This window comes from Fibrobacter sp. UWB16 (assembly GCF_900215325.1).
Classification (GTDB): Bacteria; Fibrobacterota; Fibrobacteria; order Fibrobacterales; family Fibrobacteraceae; genus Fibrobacter.
Window position 1 is genome coordinate 150,041 of the sequence record NZ_OCMS01000004.1, and the last position, 15,756, is coordinate 165,796.

A 15,756-nucleotide genomic window follows, 5' to 3' on the forward strand; every position below is an offset into this window, starting at 1 on the left:
TTATTCAACCTCTCTATTAAAAGTTATTGTTCTTCTTGGCAGCGGCTTCTGCTTCGGCCAAAGCCTTTTCGGCCTTTTCCTTGTTTGCCTTGTCCCAGGCAAGGATGCTCTTGAGGGCGAGAATGCAGGGGCTCTTAGCAACGATAAGCGTGAGTTCGTCCTTTTCGAGGGATTCCTTCACGAGACGCTTGAATTCTTCCGGTTCCTTGACCTGGTTCACTTCGTAGACGTTGTCGAAACCGGCGACCTTTGCGACTTCCTTGTAGTCAATCTTATATGCCGGAGAGTGGTCGAGGTGACGGCCCGTACCCGGGTGTTCCTGCTGACCGGTCATAGCGGTGATGCTATTGTCGAGAATGATGACGACATGGCCAGTTTCCGGGCGGTTGTAGCCCGCTTCCACAAGGCCGGTGATGCCGCTGTGAACAAACGTAGAGTCGCCAATCACGGAGACAACGCGCTTTGCCTGTTCGCGCGGAAGCACGTTACGGAGACCGATACCCATACCGATTGCGGCACCCATGTCAATCATGTAGTCCATGGCGCTAATCGGCGGGAGGGCGGCCAGCGTATAGCAGCCGATGTCACCGGAAACGATGCAGTCGAGTTCCTTGAGAACTGCGAAGGAGCTGCGGTGCGGGCAGCCCGGGCAGAGCATAGGCGGCTTACCCTTGACCGGAACCGGATCCGGGTTCTTGTCGCCAGCGATAATGCGGCGGACGCGGTTCACGTCGAGTTCACCAAAGCGGAAAATCGGGTCAAACTTGCTTTCGCACTGGATGCCAGCGGCCTTGATGTTTTCAGCAAGCCACGGGTCGTTTTCTTCGATGACCATGAGGCGCTTGCCTTCGAACTTCTTCGCGAAATCCTTGATGAGCTGCATCGGCAGCGGGTATGTCATACCGAGCTTGAGGATGCTTGCTTCCGGGGCGGCTTCGCGGACGTGGTGGTAGCTGATGCCGCTCACGATGATACCGAAATCGGCGCTGCGCATTTCGACCTTGTTCGGGCCTTCGGCAACGTTCCAAGCTTCCATTTCGTCCATCTTGGCGCGGAGGCGACGGCCAGCCGGTTTCGAGAATCCCGGCACCATCACGTGCTGGGCGATATTGCGTTCGAAGTTCGGCACCATTGCCGGGAGTTCTTCCTTCGGCACGACGATGGACTTGGAATGGTCCACGCGGGTGGTCATGCGGAGGATGACAGGAATCTTGAATTTTTCGCTCGTCTGCATGGCGATGCGGAAGAAATCGTAGGCTTCCTGGGAGTTGGACGGTTCGAACATCGGGCAAACGGATGCCTTCGCGTGGTTACGCGTATCCTGTTCGTTCTGGGAGCTGCCCTGACCCGGGTCATCGGCAACAATCCACACCATGCCGCCATCGACACCCGTGTAAGTTGCAGTATAGAGAACATCACTTGCCACATTCAAGCCAACCATCTTCATGGTGACAACACTGCGAGCGTGACCAAAAGCGGCACCGAGAGCGACTTCGGCAGCGACCTTTTCGTTCGGAGCCCACTGGGCATAGCCACCCAGTTCAGAGTAATCTTCCAAGATTTCGGTGGACGGAGTTCCCGGATAACCTGCGGCAAGTTGCACATTGCAATGACGCATGGAAAGGGAAATGGCTTCGTTGCCCGAAATCAGCATCTTTTTCGCATTTGGATCAAAAGCTGGCATGATATTCCTTTTTTGTTTTAATCGTTTTTTAAACGAACTGCAATATAGAAAAAAACTATTTTGTGCATCCTTGGCACGGACTTCAAGAAACGCAAAAACAAGAAGTAATTTTTTGTTATATATTAAATGATTCAATTTGCTTAACAACAATTGATGTCATCCTGAGCAAAGCGAAGACTACTCAGAAGGCGAGCGTTGCAAAAATGAGTGAACTCATTTTTATAACCGAGCCAAAGAGTAGGGGCTTAGCCCCATCCAGTTATTTCTCGTTAGCGATTACAAGACTTTACTGGATTGACGGCTACGCCGTCCGAGGCTTCGGCACAAAAATAGGTCTGCAAGCAGCCCTGCTTTGTGTGCCTCGCACTCTATTCTTCACTCCGTTCAGAATGACGCGATGAGTGAAATTAAAAATAAGAGGTAGAAAAATGATTGTTTCAAATTTTAGCGAAAGCATTAAGTTCGTTGGGGTGGATGACCGCGAGATTGATTTGTTTGAAGGGCAGTACAAAGTTCCTGACGGAGTTTCGTACAATTCCTACGTGATTTTTGATGAGAAGATTGCGGTCACGGATTCCGTAGACGCACACAAAGTAAGTGAATGGTTGACAAATGTTGAAAATGCGTTGCAGGGCAAAACGCCTGACTACCTAATTGTCCACCATTTGGAACCCGACCACGCCGGCGGCTTTCTTGAATTTATCAAGAAGTACCCGGACGCAACCATCGCCGCATCCGCAAAGGCGCTTGCATTCATTCCGCAGTTCGTCAAGCTTCCGGAAGGCACAAAGACGCTCACGCTCAAGGATGGCGACACGCTTTCGCTCGGCAAGCACTCGCTAAAGTTCATCGCAGCCCCGATGGTCCACTGGCCCGAAGTCTTGCTCAGTTATGACGAATCCGAAAAGATTCTGTTCTCCGCAGACGCATTCGGTACATTCGGACTTTCTAGCAAGCTCGGCGAAGACTGGGTGAGCGAAGCAAGACGCTACTACATCAACATCGTCGGGAAATACGGTTTGCAGGTGCAGGGTGTGTTGAAGAAGCTCGCGGGCATCGAAGTCAAGACGATTTGTCCGTTGCACGGTCCGGTTCTTACAGACAATTTAAGTTTCTACATTGACAAGTACAACACCTGGAGTAGCTACGCACCTGAAACGCAGGGCGTGTTCGTCGCCTACGCAGGCGTTTACGGCCACACGGCAGAAGCCGCGAAGAGGCTCGCCGAATCGCTCCGTGAAAAAGGCGTTGATGTAACGATTATGGATTTGGCACGCACGTACTCTTCGGAGACGGTCGCACAGGCATTCCGTTACAGCCATCTCGCCGTATGCGCAACAACGCTTGATGCCGGGCTCTTCCCCGCTGCCGAAAAGTTCCTCACGCACATCAAGGCGAAAAACTACTGCAACCGCAAAGTCGGCATTGTCGAAAACGGCACATGGGCACCCATGGCCGCAAAGAAAATGCACGAGATTCTTGACACGCTCAAGAACGTGACATTCTGCGAAACGACAGTCACGCTCAAGTCCGCCCTTGACGAGACTTCTGCCGCAAAGCTTGAAGAACTTGCCGTAGAATTCGCGAAGGATTTGGGGAAAGCGTAGTAGACGATAAAGGAGATGCCCTGTCGAAGCAGGGCATGACAGAATCCATGCAAAAAAAGTCGGCGGACGCCGACTTTTTCGTTTAGAAAATGTCACTGGATCCTTCAACCCTTACGGGTTTCAGGATGACGAGGTGAAAACGGGTTTCAGGATGACAAGTATGGAGATTCCGGCTTACTTCGACTCCGCTCAGCACAGGCTCTGGCCGGAATGACACTAAAAAAAGGTGACCCCGGAATGGAATCCGGGGTGACAAGCGCGAGGAGCGTTCACCAGTTACTTCTTGCTGGCGAGTTCCTCTTCGAGTTTCTTGTTGCGGCTGTCCTGCATTTCGCAGACATTTTTAAGGTTGTTTATTTCTGCGTTTTGCTTGGCGACCTGGTCCTTGAGATCTTCGCACTTGGCAGCGTAGGTCTGTTCGGATTCAATGCGGCTATTCAATTCCTTGCGGAGGCTGTCCACGGAATTGCGGAGCTTTTCGACGGCATCGTCGGCATCCTTGATAACCGGATTATCACAGGCTTCGTTTTCGTTGCAAGAACAGCATTTAAAAAACTTCTTTGTAATGGCAACAGTCGCTGCGGCACCGAGAATGGCACCGACTAAAAAGCTATTCGTCTTCATAGTCAAACTCCTTGTAATCAAATCCACCTAATAATATCCATTAAAAAAACGGGAAAGTCAAGTTTTTTTTAGAAAAATGCCTTTTTTACGAGAAATTATGGGTTCCCTCTCGTTGGTCGAGGATGACATATGCCGACCCCGGCACGGAGGCCGGGGTGACAAAGGTTAAAGCTTGCAAAAATGGTACAAAAATCTTATATTAATTTAAAATACTTCAAGGTGTATATGGTTGATCCTCTTTATTCCGTGCTAGCTTTTACCTGTGCGTTCGTCTTGCTGATTTTCAAGAATCAGTTTAGAATCGTATTGGACAAAAGCGAAAAAACAGACAAGGATTTCTTGTACCTTGCCAACTGGGTGATTGTATTTTGCCTCCAGGACGGTATCTGGGGGATTTTCGGCTGCGGAGCTATCAAGAACAACTTCCTGCTTTTCCTGTCATCCTCGTTTTTCCATGCGGCAGCCGCTGTCATGGCCTTTATCTGGCTCAACTACATATTGAATTTCATCAACATCGAGCGCGAAAAGGCTATTCCCGCCAAGATATTGTCCCTAGCGCTAGTCATATTCCAGCTAATCCTTCTTTTGATGAATTTCAGGTCAAGTTTTCTTTTCGGCATCAGCGACGAGGGCACCTACATCGTCATGAACGGGAGAAACCTGCTATATTACAGCCAATATTTCACATTCTTCGTCATTGCAATTTTTCTGGTTTACAAAACAGCGAGCGCAAAAAAGACAAGCGCCCGCAAACACTATGCCGCAGGGTTCCTGTTTATTTCGGCACCGGTCCTGTGCGGTTTTCTGCAAAGGGGATTTCCATTTTCTCCGTGTGATTCCATCGGATCCATGCTCGGCTGCTGCACCATCTACGCGTTTTTCATCTCGAAAATTAGCCGCAACAGGGACTTGTCGCAAAAGGCGGTCATCATCGCAGGGCTTTCTTCGGACTACGACGTGGTCGTGTACGTCAATATTCCCAAGAACCAAGCCAAGTTCTACCAGATCAGCGAAAAGTTCACCCCGCTCCTGTGGGAAGGTCGCAATTCCACCAACCCCAAGGATTTCGACAACTTTATGAAGCGCATTTACGTCCCCAACGAATTTAGCGAATTTATCGAAAAATCGACAATTGACAAGTGCATCGAACTTTTACAGAGTGCCCCCTATTATACCATCCCATTCCTCGCAAGCATCAACGGACAGATTGAGCATTACCGCCTGAAAATCGCAAGCGACAAAAGCAACGCCCAGGGGTTCATTATCGGCATTATCAACGTCGAAGAGGAACATCGTCTAGAAGAAACCGCACAACGCTTGAGAAAGGATCTCCAGCATACAAAGCTCATTGCGAACAAAGACCCGCTCACAGGAGTCGGGAGCGCCGCCGCGTTCAAGGCAAAATGCGAACTGATTGACAACGAAATCAACGCCAAGGACAAAATAAAATTTGCGCTTGTAGAATGCGACGTCAACGACCTGAAGGTTATCAACGATACGTTCGGGCACGACATGGGCGATGAATATCTCAAGAACTGCAGCAAGGTTTTCTGCGATATTTTCAAGCACAGCCCGGTTTTCCGCATCGGCGGTGATGAATTTGTCATCATCCTTTTCGGCGAACAGTACGAAAAACGCGCAGAACTTTTTGAAAAGCTGAAATCATCCGTGAACCGCAAGCCAGACGCCCCGAAGGAGAGCATTTCGTTTGCGGCAGGCATGGCGGATTACAGCAGCAAAATTGACGAATGCGTTAAGGACGTGCTCAAGAGAGCCGACACGTTCATGTATATAAATAAAGGGAAGTTTAAGAATTAACGGATTTGTGCAGGGAGCTCTCCGCCTCCGCGGAGAGAAGACACAAAAAAACCCCGGGTCTTTCGACTCGGGGCTTTTCAGCGGGAAGAGCGAGATTCGAACTCGCGATAGGATTTAGTCCTATACGTCCTTAGCAGGGACGCGCCTTCGGCCAACTCGGCCATCTTCCCATCTTGGGGACACTAATTTTAACAAAATTTCAGCAAAATTTCAAGGGGTAACAGCCAAATTCATTGATTTTCCACAAAAATAGGCCTATTTTTTACATATTACGGGCTCCCAGGCAGGCCACCCCTTCAAAACTTTTATATCTTGTAAGTCGTTAATAGTCAATAATTTACGGAAACATGAACAAGTTTGTCAAAATCATCGTCGCCATCTTCCTTGTAGCCTTGATTTGCTACATCCCTTTTTACATCGTCGTGTTCAAGATCCTCCCCGAACGCGACCCGGACAACCAATTCAACCGCGCCAATATTTTGCAGGTGCTCTCCGGCGAAACCCGCGTCTTCTATGAAGACGGCGAAAACCTGCTCGGAGCATTCTTTGACGCGAACCACCGCGTGTACGTACCCTACGGCGATATTCCGGTCAACTTGATCAACGCCCTTATCGCAGCCGAAGACTCCCGTTACTGGACCCACAACGGTTATGACCTCAAGGGTTTCATGCGCGCCATGGTCAATAACATCAAATCAGGGCGTGTCAGCCAGGGCGGATCCTCACTCACGCAGCAAGCGGTCAAGAACATTTTTGGTCGCGAAGAGCGTAGCGTCAAGGAAAAACTCAAGGAATTTTTGAACGCGCTCCGCATGGAGAAGCATTTTACCAAGGAAGACATCCTGGAATTTTACCTGAATCAGTTCCACGTTTCGGGTACGGGCAAGGGTGTGGCTATCGCCGCCCAGTACTTCTTTAACAAGGAACTCAAGGACCTGACGCTTGCCGAATGCGCATTCATCGCAGGCTCGGTGAAGGGACCGTTCAACTACGACCCGTTCATCCAGCGCACCGAAGAACGCAGGCAAAAGGCAATCGAACGCGGCGAGACGCGACTCCGCTACGTACTCGGACGCATGGTCGAAGAAGGCTACATCGAACAGGCCGACATGGATGCAGCCACCGCAAAGCCTTTGGAATTCAACCACGGCAACTTCCGCTTCACAATGAGCACGACGCTCGAACGCTTGGAAGAACGCCTCGACAGCGACTTTTTCCACGAACTTTTCCAAAAGGAAGGCATCGAAGACTGGCGCAAGGCTCAGCTCGAAATCACGACAACTTTGAACGCCAAGTCGCAGGACGCCGCCAAACGCGCATTGCAGACAAACATCAGCAACTTGCAATTACAGCTCGGTGGCTTTGTGCTCCCGAAGGCGCAATTTGCAAACCGCGCCCGCACCGCTCGCAAGGGCGATTACCTCTACGGCGCCGTGGATAGCGTTTTCTACGATACAACCGGCAGACTGCAATCGCTCAAGTTGAACTTCGGACAGCTCAAGGGCATTGTCACGGAGCAGTCCGTAAACGACTTTGCCAAGCTCGCCGGTGGCGATGTGAACAAGATTCTCGCGACCCAGCTCAAGCCGGGCGCCATTCTCCTCGTGAGCATCATCGACGAAACCCCGATTGACGGTTACGCACAGTGCAAAATTGAAACAGAACCGGTGCTGCAAGGCGCACTCGTCGCCATCCAGAACGGCAAGGTGCTCGCAAGCCAAGGCGGGTTCCACAACACAGGATTTGACCGTAGCTTCAAGGCGCTCCGCCAACTCGGTTCTAGCTGGAAGCCGATTCTTTACGCTCTCGCCCTCAAGTACCACTGGAACTACCTCGACAATCTTGAAAACGAATTCAACGCTTTCCAGTACGGGAACCAGTTCTACTTCCCGCGCCCAGACCACAAAAACAAGGGTGACGTTGTCAGCATTGCATGGGCCGCTACGCGTTCCGAAAACATTGCAAGTATTTGGCTTTTGGAACACCTCATGGACAAGCTCTCAGACAAGGAATTCGAAGACGTCGCTCGCGAAAACGGATTTGCACGCAACCCGGACGAAGAACGCATCAAGTTCGTGGAACGCTTGCGCGACAAGTTCGGCCTCATGATGAAGGAAGACGTCAAGCGCGAAATCGAATTCACGAAGGCACGCGATGCGCTCGTGGAACGTTATATGAACGACGGCAAGGTATTGCAGGCCCGCGCCGTGCAGAACTTGCGCTACGGCACGTTTACGGACATCGGTTTGAAACAAGCGAAGCGCGACCCGAAAATTACGAAGTACGTAAACCACAACTTTAAGCGTTACTCTGAAATCTGGCGTGCCCGCGAAATCCAGGAGCTCGACCCGGATGAATCGACAAAGCTCTTGCCGCTCGATTCCGTACAGCTGATCGAAAACTTTACGCTTGCCGACTTTAAACGTTTGAACGCCATGATTGAACCGGTCGATAGCGATGCAGATTACTTTGACATGGCTCATCTGCGTTACTGGCCGGATTACCGCCGTGCGCTTGCGATGGCCGACTACGCCCGCTTTGCCAACGAAATCGGCATCCACCAGAAATTGCAGAAAGTGTTCAGTATGCCGCTCGGCGTGAACGACATTACGCTTGCCGAAATCACGACCGCCTACCAGACGCTCCTCACAGGCAAGATTTTCAAATGCAAGGACGCCAACTGGACCGAAGCCTGCTTTATCAAGGAAATCAAGAACCGCGACGGCCGTACGATTTTCAGGAACAAGATGGAATCGATGACGGTGCTTGACGATACCGTGACAACGCAGATGGGCGTGATGCTGCGCTCCGTGTTTACAAACGGTACGGCACATAGCCAGCTCACCGCACTGAGCGTCAAGAATCCAGAAGGCGCATCGAAGCTCCGCTATCCGGTAATGGGTAAGACGGGTACAACAAACGATTACCGCAACGTGGCGTTCCTTGGAGCGCTCCCGACGTACGTCAAGGAAAAGAACGGCATCGCACTGGATTCCGTGATTGCCATTGGTAGCTATGTGGGCTTTGACGACAACAAGCCTTTGAAATCGGGACGCACGCGTATTGCAGGCGCCTCGGGTGGTTTGCCGCAATGGGCTTCGTTTGCGAAGGAAGAAATCGACATTCTCGGCATTCCGAAGCAAATCGACTTCCTCGACATTTCGATGATCGCCACGGGCGAAGTGCCGCTGATGCTGACAAACGAACGTGGAGAACTCACGGTGGACCCGATGACCGGCGAAGCTTTGGTGAACGGCGAAAAAGGCCGCCCGCTCCCGTGGCTCGATGTGCCAGGATTCACACCGCCGCAAGTACAGAAGATAGCCGCCGAAACAATTGCAAAATCTGGAATTGTCGTGAGCTTGCCGATGCCGCAGACAACACCGAGTAACGCACAGCCGGGTGCAGCAGGCGCCGAGAACGCAACGCCAACGGCCGCACCGCAAACGCAAGCAAGCGCTACGACGCCGGCCGAGACCGCACAAAATGCAACAGCGCAAGCTGGGACAGCGCCAATCACAAGCGCGCCGAAGCCGCAGCAAGTCATCCCTGCTGATGCAAGGCCAGTTTCAGAAGTCATGAAGGCAGATTCCATCAAGAAGGCAAAGGAAGCCGCAAAGCAGATTCCACTTGATCCGCAGCAGACGTTCACGCCAGTTCAGCCGCCAAAACCGCAGGCCGCCATGCCCAAGGATGACGACTGGGATTTGCCCGAAAACTTCAGCAGCAAAAATGCATTCGTGCCCATCGAAGCCGATGCTGAATAACGCATAAACGATTCCTTTGATATAAGCCCATTGAATCCAATGGGCTTATTCTTTTTTGAAGTATTATTTTTTCAAAAAAAGTATCAATACTCTCAACAGTGTATATTTTTGAAAAAAGGGGAATCGCTATGGCCTATTGTAAAATTATCTTTTTTGCATTTTTCGCCCTTTTTTGCAATACTTTTGCACAACCCGTACCTCCATGGTACGAAACAGGAGCGAACAAAAACAATCCTGACACTCAAATTGACAGCGTTGCAATTTACGAAAATTTATACGCACAAGCAAACGCCAATGCAAATTACAAACCTAACATTATAGGAATGGCTGTCGGAGGAACCCTTACCGTCTTAGGAACGGTTTTCATTATTTCCGCAGCAACGGACACACCAGAAAAAAAATCTATCAATTGCAATGGTGAAACAACAAGCGCCTCAAAAAAAACTTGTGAATTTCAAGAATCCACAACAAACACAATACAAGACTTTGGAAGTGGGCTTAAAGTCGGTTTTTCTTACATTATAGGCGCCACACTTTCTCTTATCGGCATCCCCATTTTTATATACAATTTCAACAAATACGAAAGCCATAGAAATAATGCCATTTACTGTGATGAAATCCAACAAAAACTACAGTATTACAAATCAAGACATAATTCAACCCAATTAGTAATCACACCTTCTGTAAACCTAATGGGCAGCATCGGTTTCAATGCACTTTTACGTTTTTAATTTTTCAACAAGGAGCAACTGCTATGTTTAATAAAAAAATCATTTTCATAATTTTATTCGTATGTTCATTTTGCAGTGCATTCGCCATGGACAATCAACATAGTTCAGCCGATTCCAGCATTCCGTTGAATACAAGCACCGAAATCGACAGCGTCGAATTTTATGAAGATTTAAGCAGAGAATACGGAAAAGACGCAAGCTACATCCCTAATTCTATTGGTATAGCCATAAGCGCTCCCCTAACTGTCCTTGGGACAATTTTTGTTTTTGCAGGGATCCCTCAAGCTGGCGATAGCGGATTCAAGGGAGTTGGAGGAGCCATTGCCATTTTTGCTGGACTCCATGTACTTGGAGCGGGACTTCCCATTCTATTATACAATATCAGACGATACCACACGCACAAAAAACATGCAGAAAAACGTGACGAATACAAAGAAGCCGCAGAACGATACAAAACAAAAAGGAATTCCACACAAATAAAACTTGTTCCCTCTATAGATTTAGCGAATGCCGGTGCAGGCATAAACGCAACTATACTTTTCTAGTGGATTAAAGTTTTTTGACCAAGGCATAATCAAACCATTCGCCGACGCGATTATCCTAATTTATTATCTTTTACATAAGGATATTTTTTTCGGAGATGCTTCATGTCAAAAAAGACTGTTTTTGTCCAGATGGCAACAATCGCCGCAGCATTTTCGCTCACGGCATGCATTAACGGAAGAAATCAATGCCCCGCCCCAGATGCAACCCGTGTTAGCACCTCGCCGATTATTTTAGGGCAAGACACCGTTCAAACAACAGAAACGCAGACCGGCAAGTATTCCGAGATGCAGGTCGTCACCGGCGATAGCGCTTCGCAGATTCTCGACCAGTTCAAGCTCTCAACGCCCGACCAGATTCTGACTCCGGAACAGACGCCGACCATTCTCGTACAAACTCGAATCGATACGGTCTTGATGATGTTGCCGCCATGCGACAAGACGCATTTTTCGCATTGCACACTCGAAACGACGATGGACCCGTACAAGGCATTCCCGGCACTCGCCAATTACGTCTTTAGCTACGCCGACACGCTCAGCCGCGCAGGCCAAACAGACTCCGCCTCCGTCATCTTGAACAGCTTCTCGACAATGGCTCCGATGTGGGAAAAATGGCAAGCGCATTCGGATACGCTCCGCGAAGCTTTCGGCAAACGCCGTGAAGAAAAGGCAAAAGAATTTGAATCGATGGCACTCCAGATTCAGAACATGAACCGCGTGCAAGCCTCGTACAGCATGGTCGCCGAAACGGCTGACAGTTTGATTGCTCAGCTCGCTCCGGGTGACTCGCTCGCGAACTGGGCTAAAGACCAGAAGAAAATCGCTTATACGAACACACTCAAGAAAGCTTCGAAAGAATTTGACGAAATTAAGATTCTCGCCGATGAAAAGGCGCAATTCGCCGAAGCCCGCAAGCAGACCGAAACTTTCCGCATCCGCTACCGCGATTTCGAAGATACGCTCCATGTGCAAGCATTCTTGAATCACGTTGACGAACTCGAAAAGGCTACCGATTCCGAGACCGCCAAAATGTGGGAAAAGCAGGACCCTGCCGCAGCACTCGCCAAGGCCGACACGCTTATTGCAAACGAAAAGTTTGACAAGGCCAAGGATTTGCTGAACAAACTCAAGACGAGCAAGCTCCGCAAAGAAGCAAACGAAAAGTACATCGCTCTTGCCGATGCCTACTGCAACAAACAGCGCAAAACAACATCGCAGATTTTTGCCAAGTCCTTGAAGCAAACGGACGAAGAAAAGAAAAAGAAATTGCTGAACGACGCCATCGCACCACTCGACAAATGCCTTGCGGAATTCCCGGAAACAACGCAGCGCGAAAAAGTCGAAAGCAACAGAAAGTTTATTGAAAAGGAACTCGCCAAGTGACAGACTGGTGGAATTACGCCCAGTACCCGGCGTTCTTTATTTTGGGTGCAGTCGTAAGTCTCATCAACAGCATCGCAGGCGGCGGATCTACGCTTAGCCTCCCCATCATGATTTTCCTCGGGCTCCCCGCGACCGTCGCCAACGGCACAAACCGCATCGGGCTCATCATCGGGAATTTCAGCAGTGCTTTTAATCTCGCACGTCATGGCTATTTGAACAAGAAAATTTTCTTGCAGCTCTTGTTGCCGACATTTTTTGGCGCACTCGTCGGCGCTTGCTTTTTGGTGCGCATTGGCGATAAACTATTTCAGGCGATTCTCGCCGTCGTGATATGCCTTGTGGTCATCATGAGCAACTTGCGAAAGGACATTCTCGGAAAGCCTCCCGAGAATCCGCCCGAGAAACTCACCGTCAAAGGCGCCATCGGATTTTTCGCCATCGCTGTCTATGGATGCATTGTGCAGGTGGGCGTTGGGTTCGTGCAAATATTTGGACTCACGCGTTACACCGGTCTTGACCCAATTCACGTGAACGCCGTCAAGAATGCACTTACGAACGTGTTCCTGATCGTAAGCACAGTGGCACTCGGCATCGCAGGGAAAATTGACTGGCCAATAGCGATTATCATGGCCGCAGGCGCCTGGCTCGGCGGCTACCTCGGCAGCTTCACGCAGCGAAAAAAAGGCAACAAGTTCATCCAGCGATTTATCAGCATTTGCAGTATCGGCATGGCAATCGCGCTCGTGGTGGACTTGGTGATGAAATAAGCCTAGCTCACCGGATTTCTGTGACTTTCGAAGAGTTGCCGTAGATTGACGGCATCTCTTTTTTCTTGTTCCGTCTTGAGGTCTTCCATAATCTGTGCGAAATAAGCAGCCCTTCCAGTATCTTTTGCAAGGAAGGCGTCTTCGTAACTGTCTTGAGCTACTGCAATTACTTCTGGATTAAAGTTGGGCATAAACCCATACTTTTTACAAGCAGCAATCATATCGTCATCGTTTATACTGCTGTAGTCAAAATTCGTGCGTTTAAGGAGCATGACCATATCGCCCACGATTTCAAGCATTACATTTTCAGAAGACGAAAAGCGCGAGCGTAAAAAGCTGCAATATACAGCCACATCATACATCTTTTTGTACATAAAATAATCTTTCAAAAAGCGGAAGCAATGGATCATATCGCTAGAACGATACGTGTACTTCATGGCAGAAACAATTTCTTTGAGCAAGTTCTCCCAATGACCTTCAGCACTGCAGAGCATCGCATACAAGATTCTGCATTTTGCAGAGGTCGGGTTCCACTGGACGGCTTCGGTCACGCCTTTCAACGCCGTAGAATAATCGCCTAAATCTAAAGCGGCGAGCGCATACTGGCGATAGATCCAGTCCATCGGGCAGACGACGCTGACGTTCTTTACCTGTTGCGACGGATTCTGGTAAAAATGCTGATAAAGCACCCATTCCATTTCGTCCGAAATAGCGACATAGCGGACATCATCGCTAGTCACAAATGGATGTTCTTTAAGCACCCGCATTAGCGGTTCAAGAATTTTGAGAGACTTTTCGTAATCCTTATTCTTGTACGCATCCAGGGACAAACTCAAAATTTCCATCACGCCTTTTCGACCACCAATCTCTTCGAGCTTCTTGCTCATGATGGCGGACTTTATTTGGAAGAGGTCTTCCTGATTTTTGGCGTCTTCGATAGATATCATACATAAATAATGTACATTCATTAGCCGTTTAAAACAATAGCATTCATCGGCAACACCAAACGCATTAGCACTTAAGCGTCGGTTTTTGCTTTGCGAATTTTCGATTTCTGTTTCCGGCATTTCTTTTTTGGCTTTAGGCGTTCACCAAGACCCGATCGCAATTCGCCTTCTAATGCAGAATCACCCGCAGCAAGGAGTTCCTTTTGCGGGCGTTTAAGCTTTTTAATACGCGCTTCCAGGCGGAGCGCTTCTTCGCGAGTTTCGAGTTCAAATGTGCGTAAAATGCATTCCGGCGGGAACGCTTTGGTAAACCTCGCGCCACGCCCACTGCAATGTTCCTCATAGCGGGCATCGACATCCACGGCATAGCCCGTGTAAATGCGGTCACCCTTGCAACGGAGCATGTAGACAAAGTGAGCTTTGGTCATTACCGTATATGGAGATGCCGGCATGCTTCGACTACGCTCAGCACAGGCTGCGGCCGGCATGACATTCCTAAGTTCTAAACTCCACCAACTATTCTTTCTTAGACACAATGCTCATGTAGATGGTACCGAGGATGGCAGCACTAAAGCTTCCGAGGAGGATGCCAAGCTTTGCAGAGTCCTTGTTCGCACCGTCCTCAAAAGCAAGGCCAGTGACAAAGAGAGCCATCGTAAATCCGATACCGGCAAGCATGCCACCACCCCAAAGGACCTTCCAGGAGTAGCTCGGCTTCTTGGAAACGCCAATCTTCACAGAGAGGAGGCTGAAGAGGAAAATACCAATCGGCTTACCGAAGATGAGAGCGAGAGCCACAGCACCAAGCACAGGCACGTCAAGGCCACCGAGCTTGATTTCGACACCGGCATTTGCAAGCGCAAAAATCGGCATGATGCCAAAGTTCACCCAAGGCACAAGCATCTTGTACAAGCGTTCCTGCAAGGAGACGCTTTCGCTTGCCCCGCGCTTGAGCATCGTAAAGACTTCATACTGTTCGTTGCGGTCCTTCGTCTCGCCAGAGAGCACGTTTCCAACACTGTTCGTGAAGCTTGCGACCATGCCTTTCGCCACCACGGCTTTCGCAGGCACGGAAAGGCCAAGGAGCACGCCCGCAATCGTCGGATGCACCCCGGACTTGACAAAGAACGCCCACACGGCAATACCCGTGAAATGGAGCAGCAGCATGTTGCGGACACCGATGCGGAAGAACACGTTAAACAAGGCGAGGAGCACAAAAGCCATTCCAAGAGCGCTAAAGTTGATGCCGTCGCCGCTCGGGTAGCCAATCGCAATCACGAGGATTGCACCGATATCGTCCGCAATGGCCAAAGTCAAAATCATCACGCGGAGCGCATGCGGCACCTTCTTGCCCAAAATCGCCATGCAGCCCACCACAAACGCGATATCCGTCGCCGTCGGGATTCCCCAGCCATGTGACGTACCCGGAGGACAAAGAGCCAAGTAAATCAGCGCCGGGAAAAGCATACCGCCAGCAGCCGCAATAATCGGGAGGCTCGCCGCCTTCGGATCGCGGAGTTCGCCATAGGTCATTTCGCCCTTGACTTCAAGCCCGATATTGAAGAAGAATATCGTCATCAGCGCATCGTTGATGAACCAGTGCAAGTCGCCAGTGCCCACCCAGCTGCCAATCGTCACCACGAACGGCAAATGCCAAAAGTGCTCGTACGATGACGGACTCAGGTTCGCCCAGATGAGAGCCGCAAGCGTCATAATGATAAGCACTATGCCGCCCGTCGTCTCCACCTTCATCAGGCGCTCGATCGGGGTGATAATCTTACGTACCGGGGTTTCCGGAAACATATCTTCAATTTTATCGCTGCTTGTTACTCGTGCTGACATATGTTTTCAATATAGATAACTTTTTACATTTTTTTGGAGCTGTA

Annotated in this window: 12 protein-coding genes and 1 tRNA gene; 7 read left to right on the plus strand and 6 right to left on the minus strand. The window is 49.8% G+C overall.

The features are described from left to right. Positions 1-16: 16 nt before the first annotated feature. Entirely contained in the window at positions 17-1,684 is a 1,668-nt protein-coding gene (locus CRN95_RS12815) for a thiamine pyrophosphate-dependent enzyme (protein WP_072829924.1), read from the minus strand. Between the two features lie 428 nt (positions 1,685-2,112). Here CRN95_RS12815 and CRN95_RS12820 point away from each other — a divergent pair, with 428 nt between their 5' ends. After that, the gene (locus tag CRN95_RS12820) at positions 2,113-3,291 is read left to right on the plus strand and encodes an FprA family A-type flavoprotein (RefSeq protein WP_097021147.1); all 1,179 of its coding nucleotides are present in this window, start codon (positions 2,113-2,115) and stop codon (positions 3,289-3,291) included. A gap of 276 nt (positions 3,292-3,567) precedes the next feature. On the opposite strand, the gene CRN95_RS12825 is transcribed toward CRN95_RS12820, so the two are convergent. Then, complete coding sequence (locus tag CRN95_RS12825; protein WP_097021148.1) at positions 3,568-3,915, minus strand: hypothetical protein; 348 nt, start codon at positions 3,913-3,915, stop codon at positions 3,568-3,570. A gap of 225 nt (positions 3,916-4,140) precedes the next feature. Here CRN95_RS12825 and CRN95_RS12830 point away from each other — a divergent pair, with 225 nt between their 5' ends. Further along, on the plus strand, positions 4,141-5,733 hold the full coding sequence (locus CRN95_RS12830; protein ID WP_159462318.1) for a GGDEF domain-containing protein: 1,593 nt from the start codon (positions 4,141-4,143) through the stop codon (positions 5,731-5,733). An 81-nt stretch (positions 5,734-5,814) separates the two neighbouring features. Here CRN95_RS12830 and CRN95_RS12835 read toward each other — a convergent pair. Beyond that, positions 5,815-5,903 (minus strand) — tRNA-Ser (locus CRN95_RS12835). 177 nt (positions 5,904-6,080) lie between these two features. Here CRN95_RS12835 and CRN95_RS12840 point away from each other — a divergent pair. The 5 genes from CRN95_RS12840 (at position 6,081) to CRN95_RS12860 (ending at position 12,923) form a co-directional block, all read left to right on the plus strand. Next, positions 6,081-9,500 (plus strand): transglycosylase domain-containing protein, encoded by a 3,420-nt coding sequence (locus tag CRN95_RS12840; protein ID WP_097021150.1) that lies wholly within the window; start codon positions 6,081-6,083, stop codon positions 9,498-9,500. Positions 9,501-9,628: 128 nt separating this feature from the next. Beyond that, positions 9,629-10,231 (plus strand): hypothetical protein, encoded by a 603-nt coding sequence (locus CRN95_RS12845; protein ID WP_097021151.1) that lies wholly within the window; start codon positions 9,629-9,631, stop codon positions 10,229-10,231. Positions 10,232-10,254: 23 nt separating this feature from the next. Further along, positions 10,255-10,776, plus strand: coding sequence for a hypothetical protein (locus CRN95_RS12850; RefSeq protein WP_097021152.1), 522 nt, complete (start codon positions 10,255-10,257; stop codon positions 10,774-10,776). A gap of 102 nt (positions 10,777-10,878) precedes the next feature. Beyond that, on the plus strand, positions 10,879-12,156 hold the full coding sequence (locus CRN95_RS12855) for a hypothetical protein (RefSeq protein WP_097021153.1): 1,278 nt from the start codon (positions 10,879-10,881) through the stop codon (positions 12,154-12,156). Next, complete coding sequence (locus CRN95_RS12860; protein WP_097021154.1) at positions 12,153-12,923, plus strand: sulfite exporter TauE/SafE family protein; 771 nt, start codon at positions 12,153-12,155, stop codon at positions 12,921-12,923. The genes CRN95_RS12855 and CRN95_RS12860 overlap by 4 nt, the downstream gene beginning before the upstream one ends. 2 nt (positions 12,924-12,925) lie before the next feature. Here CRN95_RS12860 and CRN95_RS12865 read toward each other — a convergent pair whose 3' ends face one another. The 3 genes from CRN95_RS12865 to nhaA all read right to left on the minus strand — a co-directional run bounded on the left by CRN95_RS12865 (position 12,926) and on the right by nhaA (position 15,673). Further along, positions 12,926-13,870, minus strand: coding sequence for a hypothetical protein (locus CRN95_RS12865; protein ID WP_097021155.1), 945 nt, complete (start codon positions 13,868-13,870; stop codon positions 12,926-12,928). 71 nt (positions 13,871-13,941) lie between these two features. Continuing rightward, entirely contained in the window at positions 13,942-14,298 is a 357-nt protein-coding gene (locus tag CRN95_RS12870; protein WP_235003041.1) for a GIY-YIG nuclease family protein, read from the minus strand. 88 nt (positions 14,299-14,386) lie between these two features. Then, the gene (nhaA, locus tag CRN95_RS12875; RefSeq protein ID WP_235003042.1) at positions 14,387-15,673 is read right to left on the minus strand and encodes a Na+/H+ antiporter NhaA; all 1,287 of its coding nucleotides are present in this window, start codon (positions 15,671-15,673) and stop codon (positions 14,387-14,389) included. Positions 15,674-15,756 lie beyond the last annotated feature (83 nt).

What these genes read in the sequence shown, in the direction of transcription:
- CRN95_RS12825 (WP_097021148.1), bottom strand. Translation starts at nt 3,915, where the DNA reads ATGAAGACGAATAGCTTTTTAGTCGGTGCCATTCTCGGTGCCGCAGCG.
- CRN95_RS12870 (WP_235003041.1), bottom strand. Translation starts at nt 14,298, where the DNA reads ATGACCAAAGCTCACTTTGTCTACATGCTCCGTTGCAAGGGTGACCGC.
- CRN95_RS12840 (WP_097021150.1), top strand. Translation starts at nt 6,081, where the DNA reads ATGAACAAGTTTGTCAAAATCATCGTCGCCATCTTCCTTGTAGCCTTG.
- CRN95_RS12845 (WP_097021151.1), top strand. Translation starts at nt 9,629, where the DNA reads ATGGCCTATTGTAAAATTATCTTTTTTGCATTTTTCGCCCTTTTTTGC.
- CRN95_RS12830 (WP_159462318.1), top strand. Translation starts at nt 4,141, where the DNA reads ATGGTTGATCCTCTTTATTCCGTGCTAGCTTTTACCTGTGCGTTCGTC.
- CRN95_RS12865 (WP_097021155.1), bottom strand. Translation starts at nt 13,870, where the DNA reads ATGATATCTATCGAAGACGCCAAAAATCAGGAAGACCTCTTCCAAATA.
- nhaA (WP_235003042.1), bottom strand. Translation starts at nt 15,673, where the DNA reads ATGTTTCCGGAAACCCCGGTACGTAAGATTATCACCCCGATCGAGCGC.
- CRN95_RS12855 (WP_097021153.1), top strand. Translation starts at nt 10,879, where the DNA reads ATGTCAAAAAAGACTGTTTTTGTCCAGATGGCAACAATCGCCGCAGCA.
- CRN95_RS12850 (WP_097021152.1), top strand. Translation starts at nt 10,255, where the DNA reads ATGTTTAATAAAAAAATCATTTTCATAATTTTATTCGTATGTTCATTT.
- CRN95_RS12820 (WP_097021147.1), top strand. Translation starts at nt 2,113, where the DNA reads ATGATTGTTTCAAATTTTAGCGAAAGCATTAAGTTCGTTGGGGTGGAT.
- CRN95_RS12815 (WP_072829924.1), bottom strand. Translation starts at nt 1,684, where the DNA reads ATGCCAGCTTTTGATCCAAATGCGAAAAAGATGCTGATTTCGGGCAAC.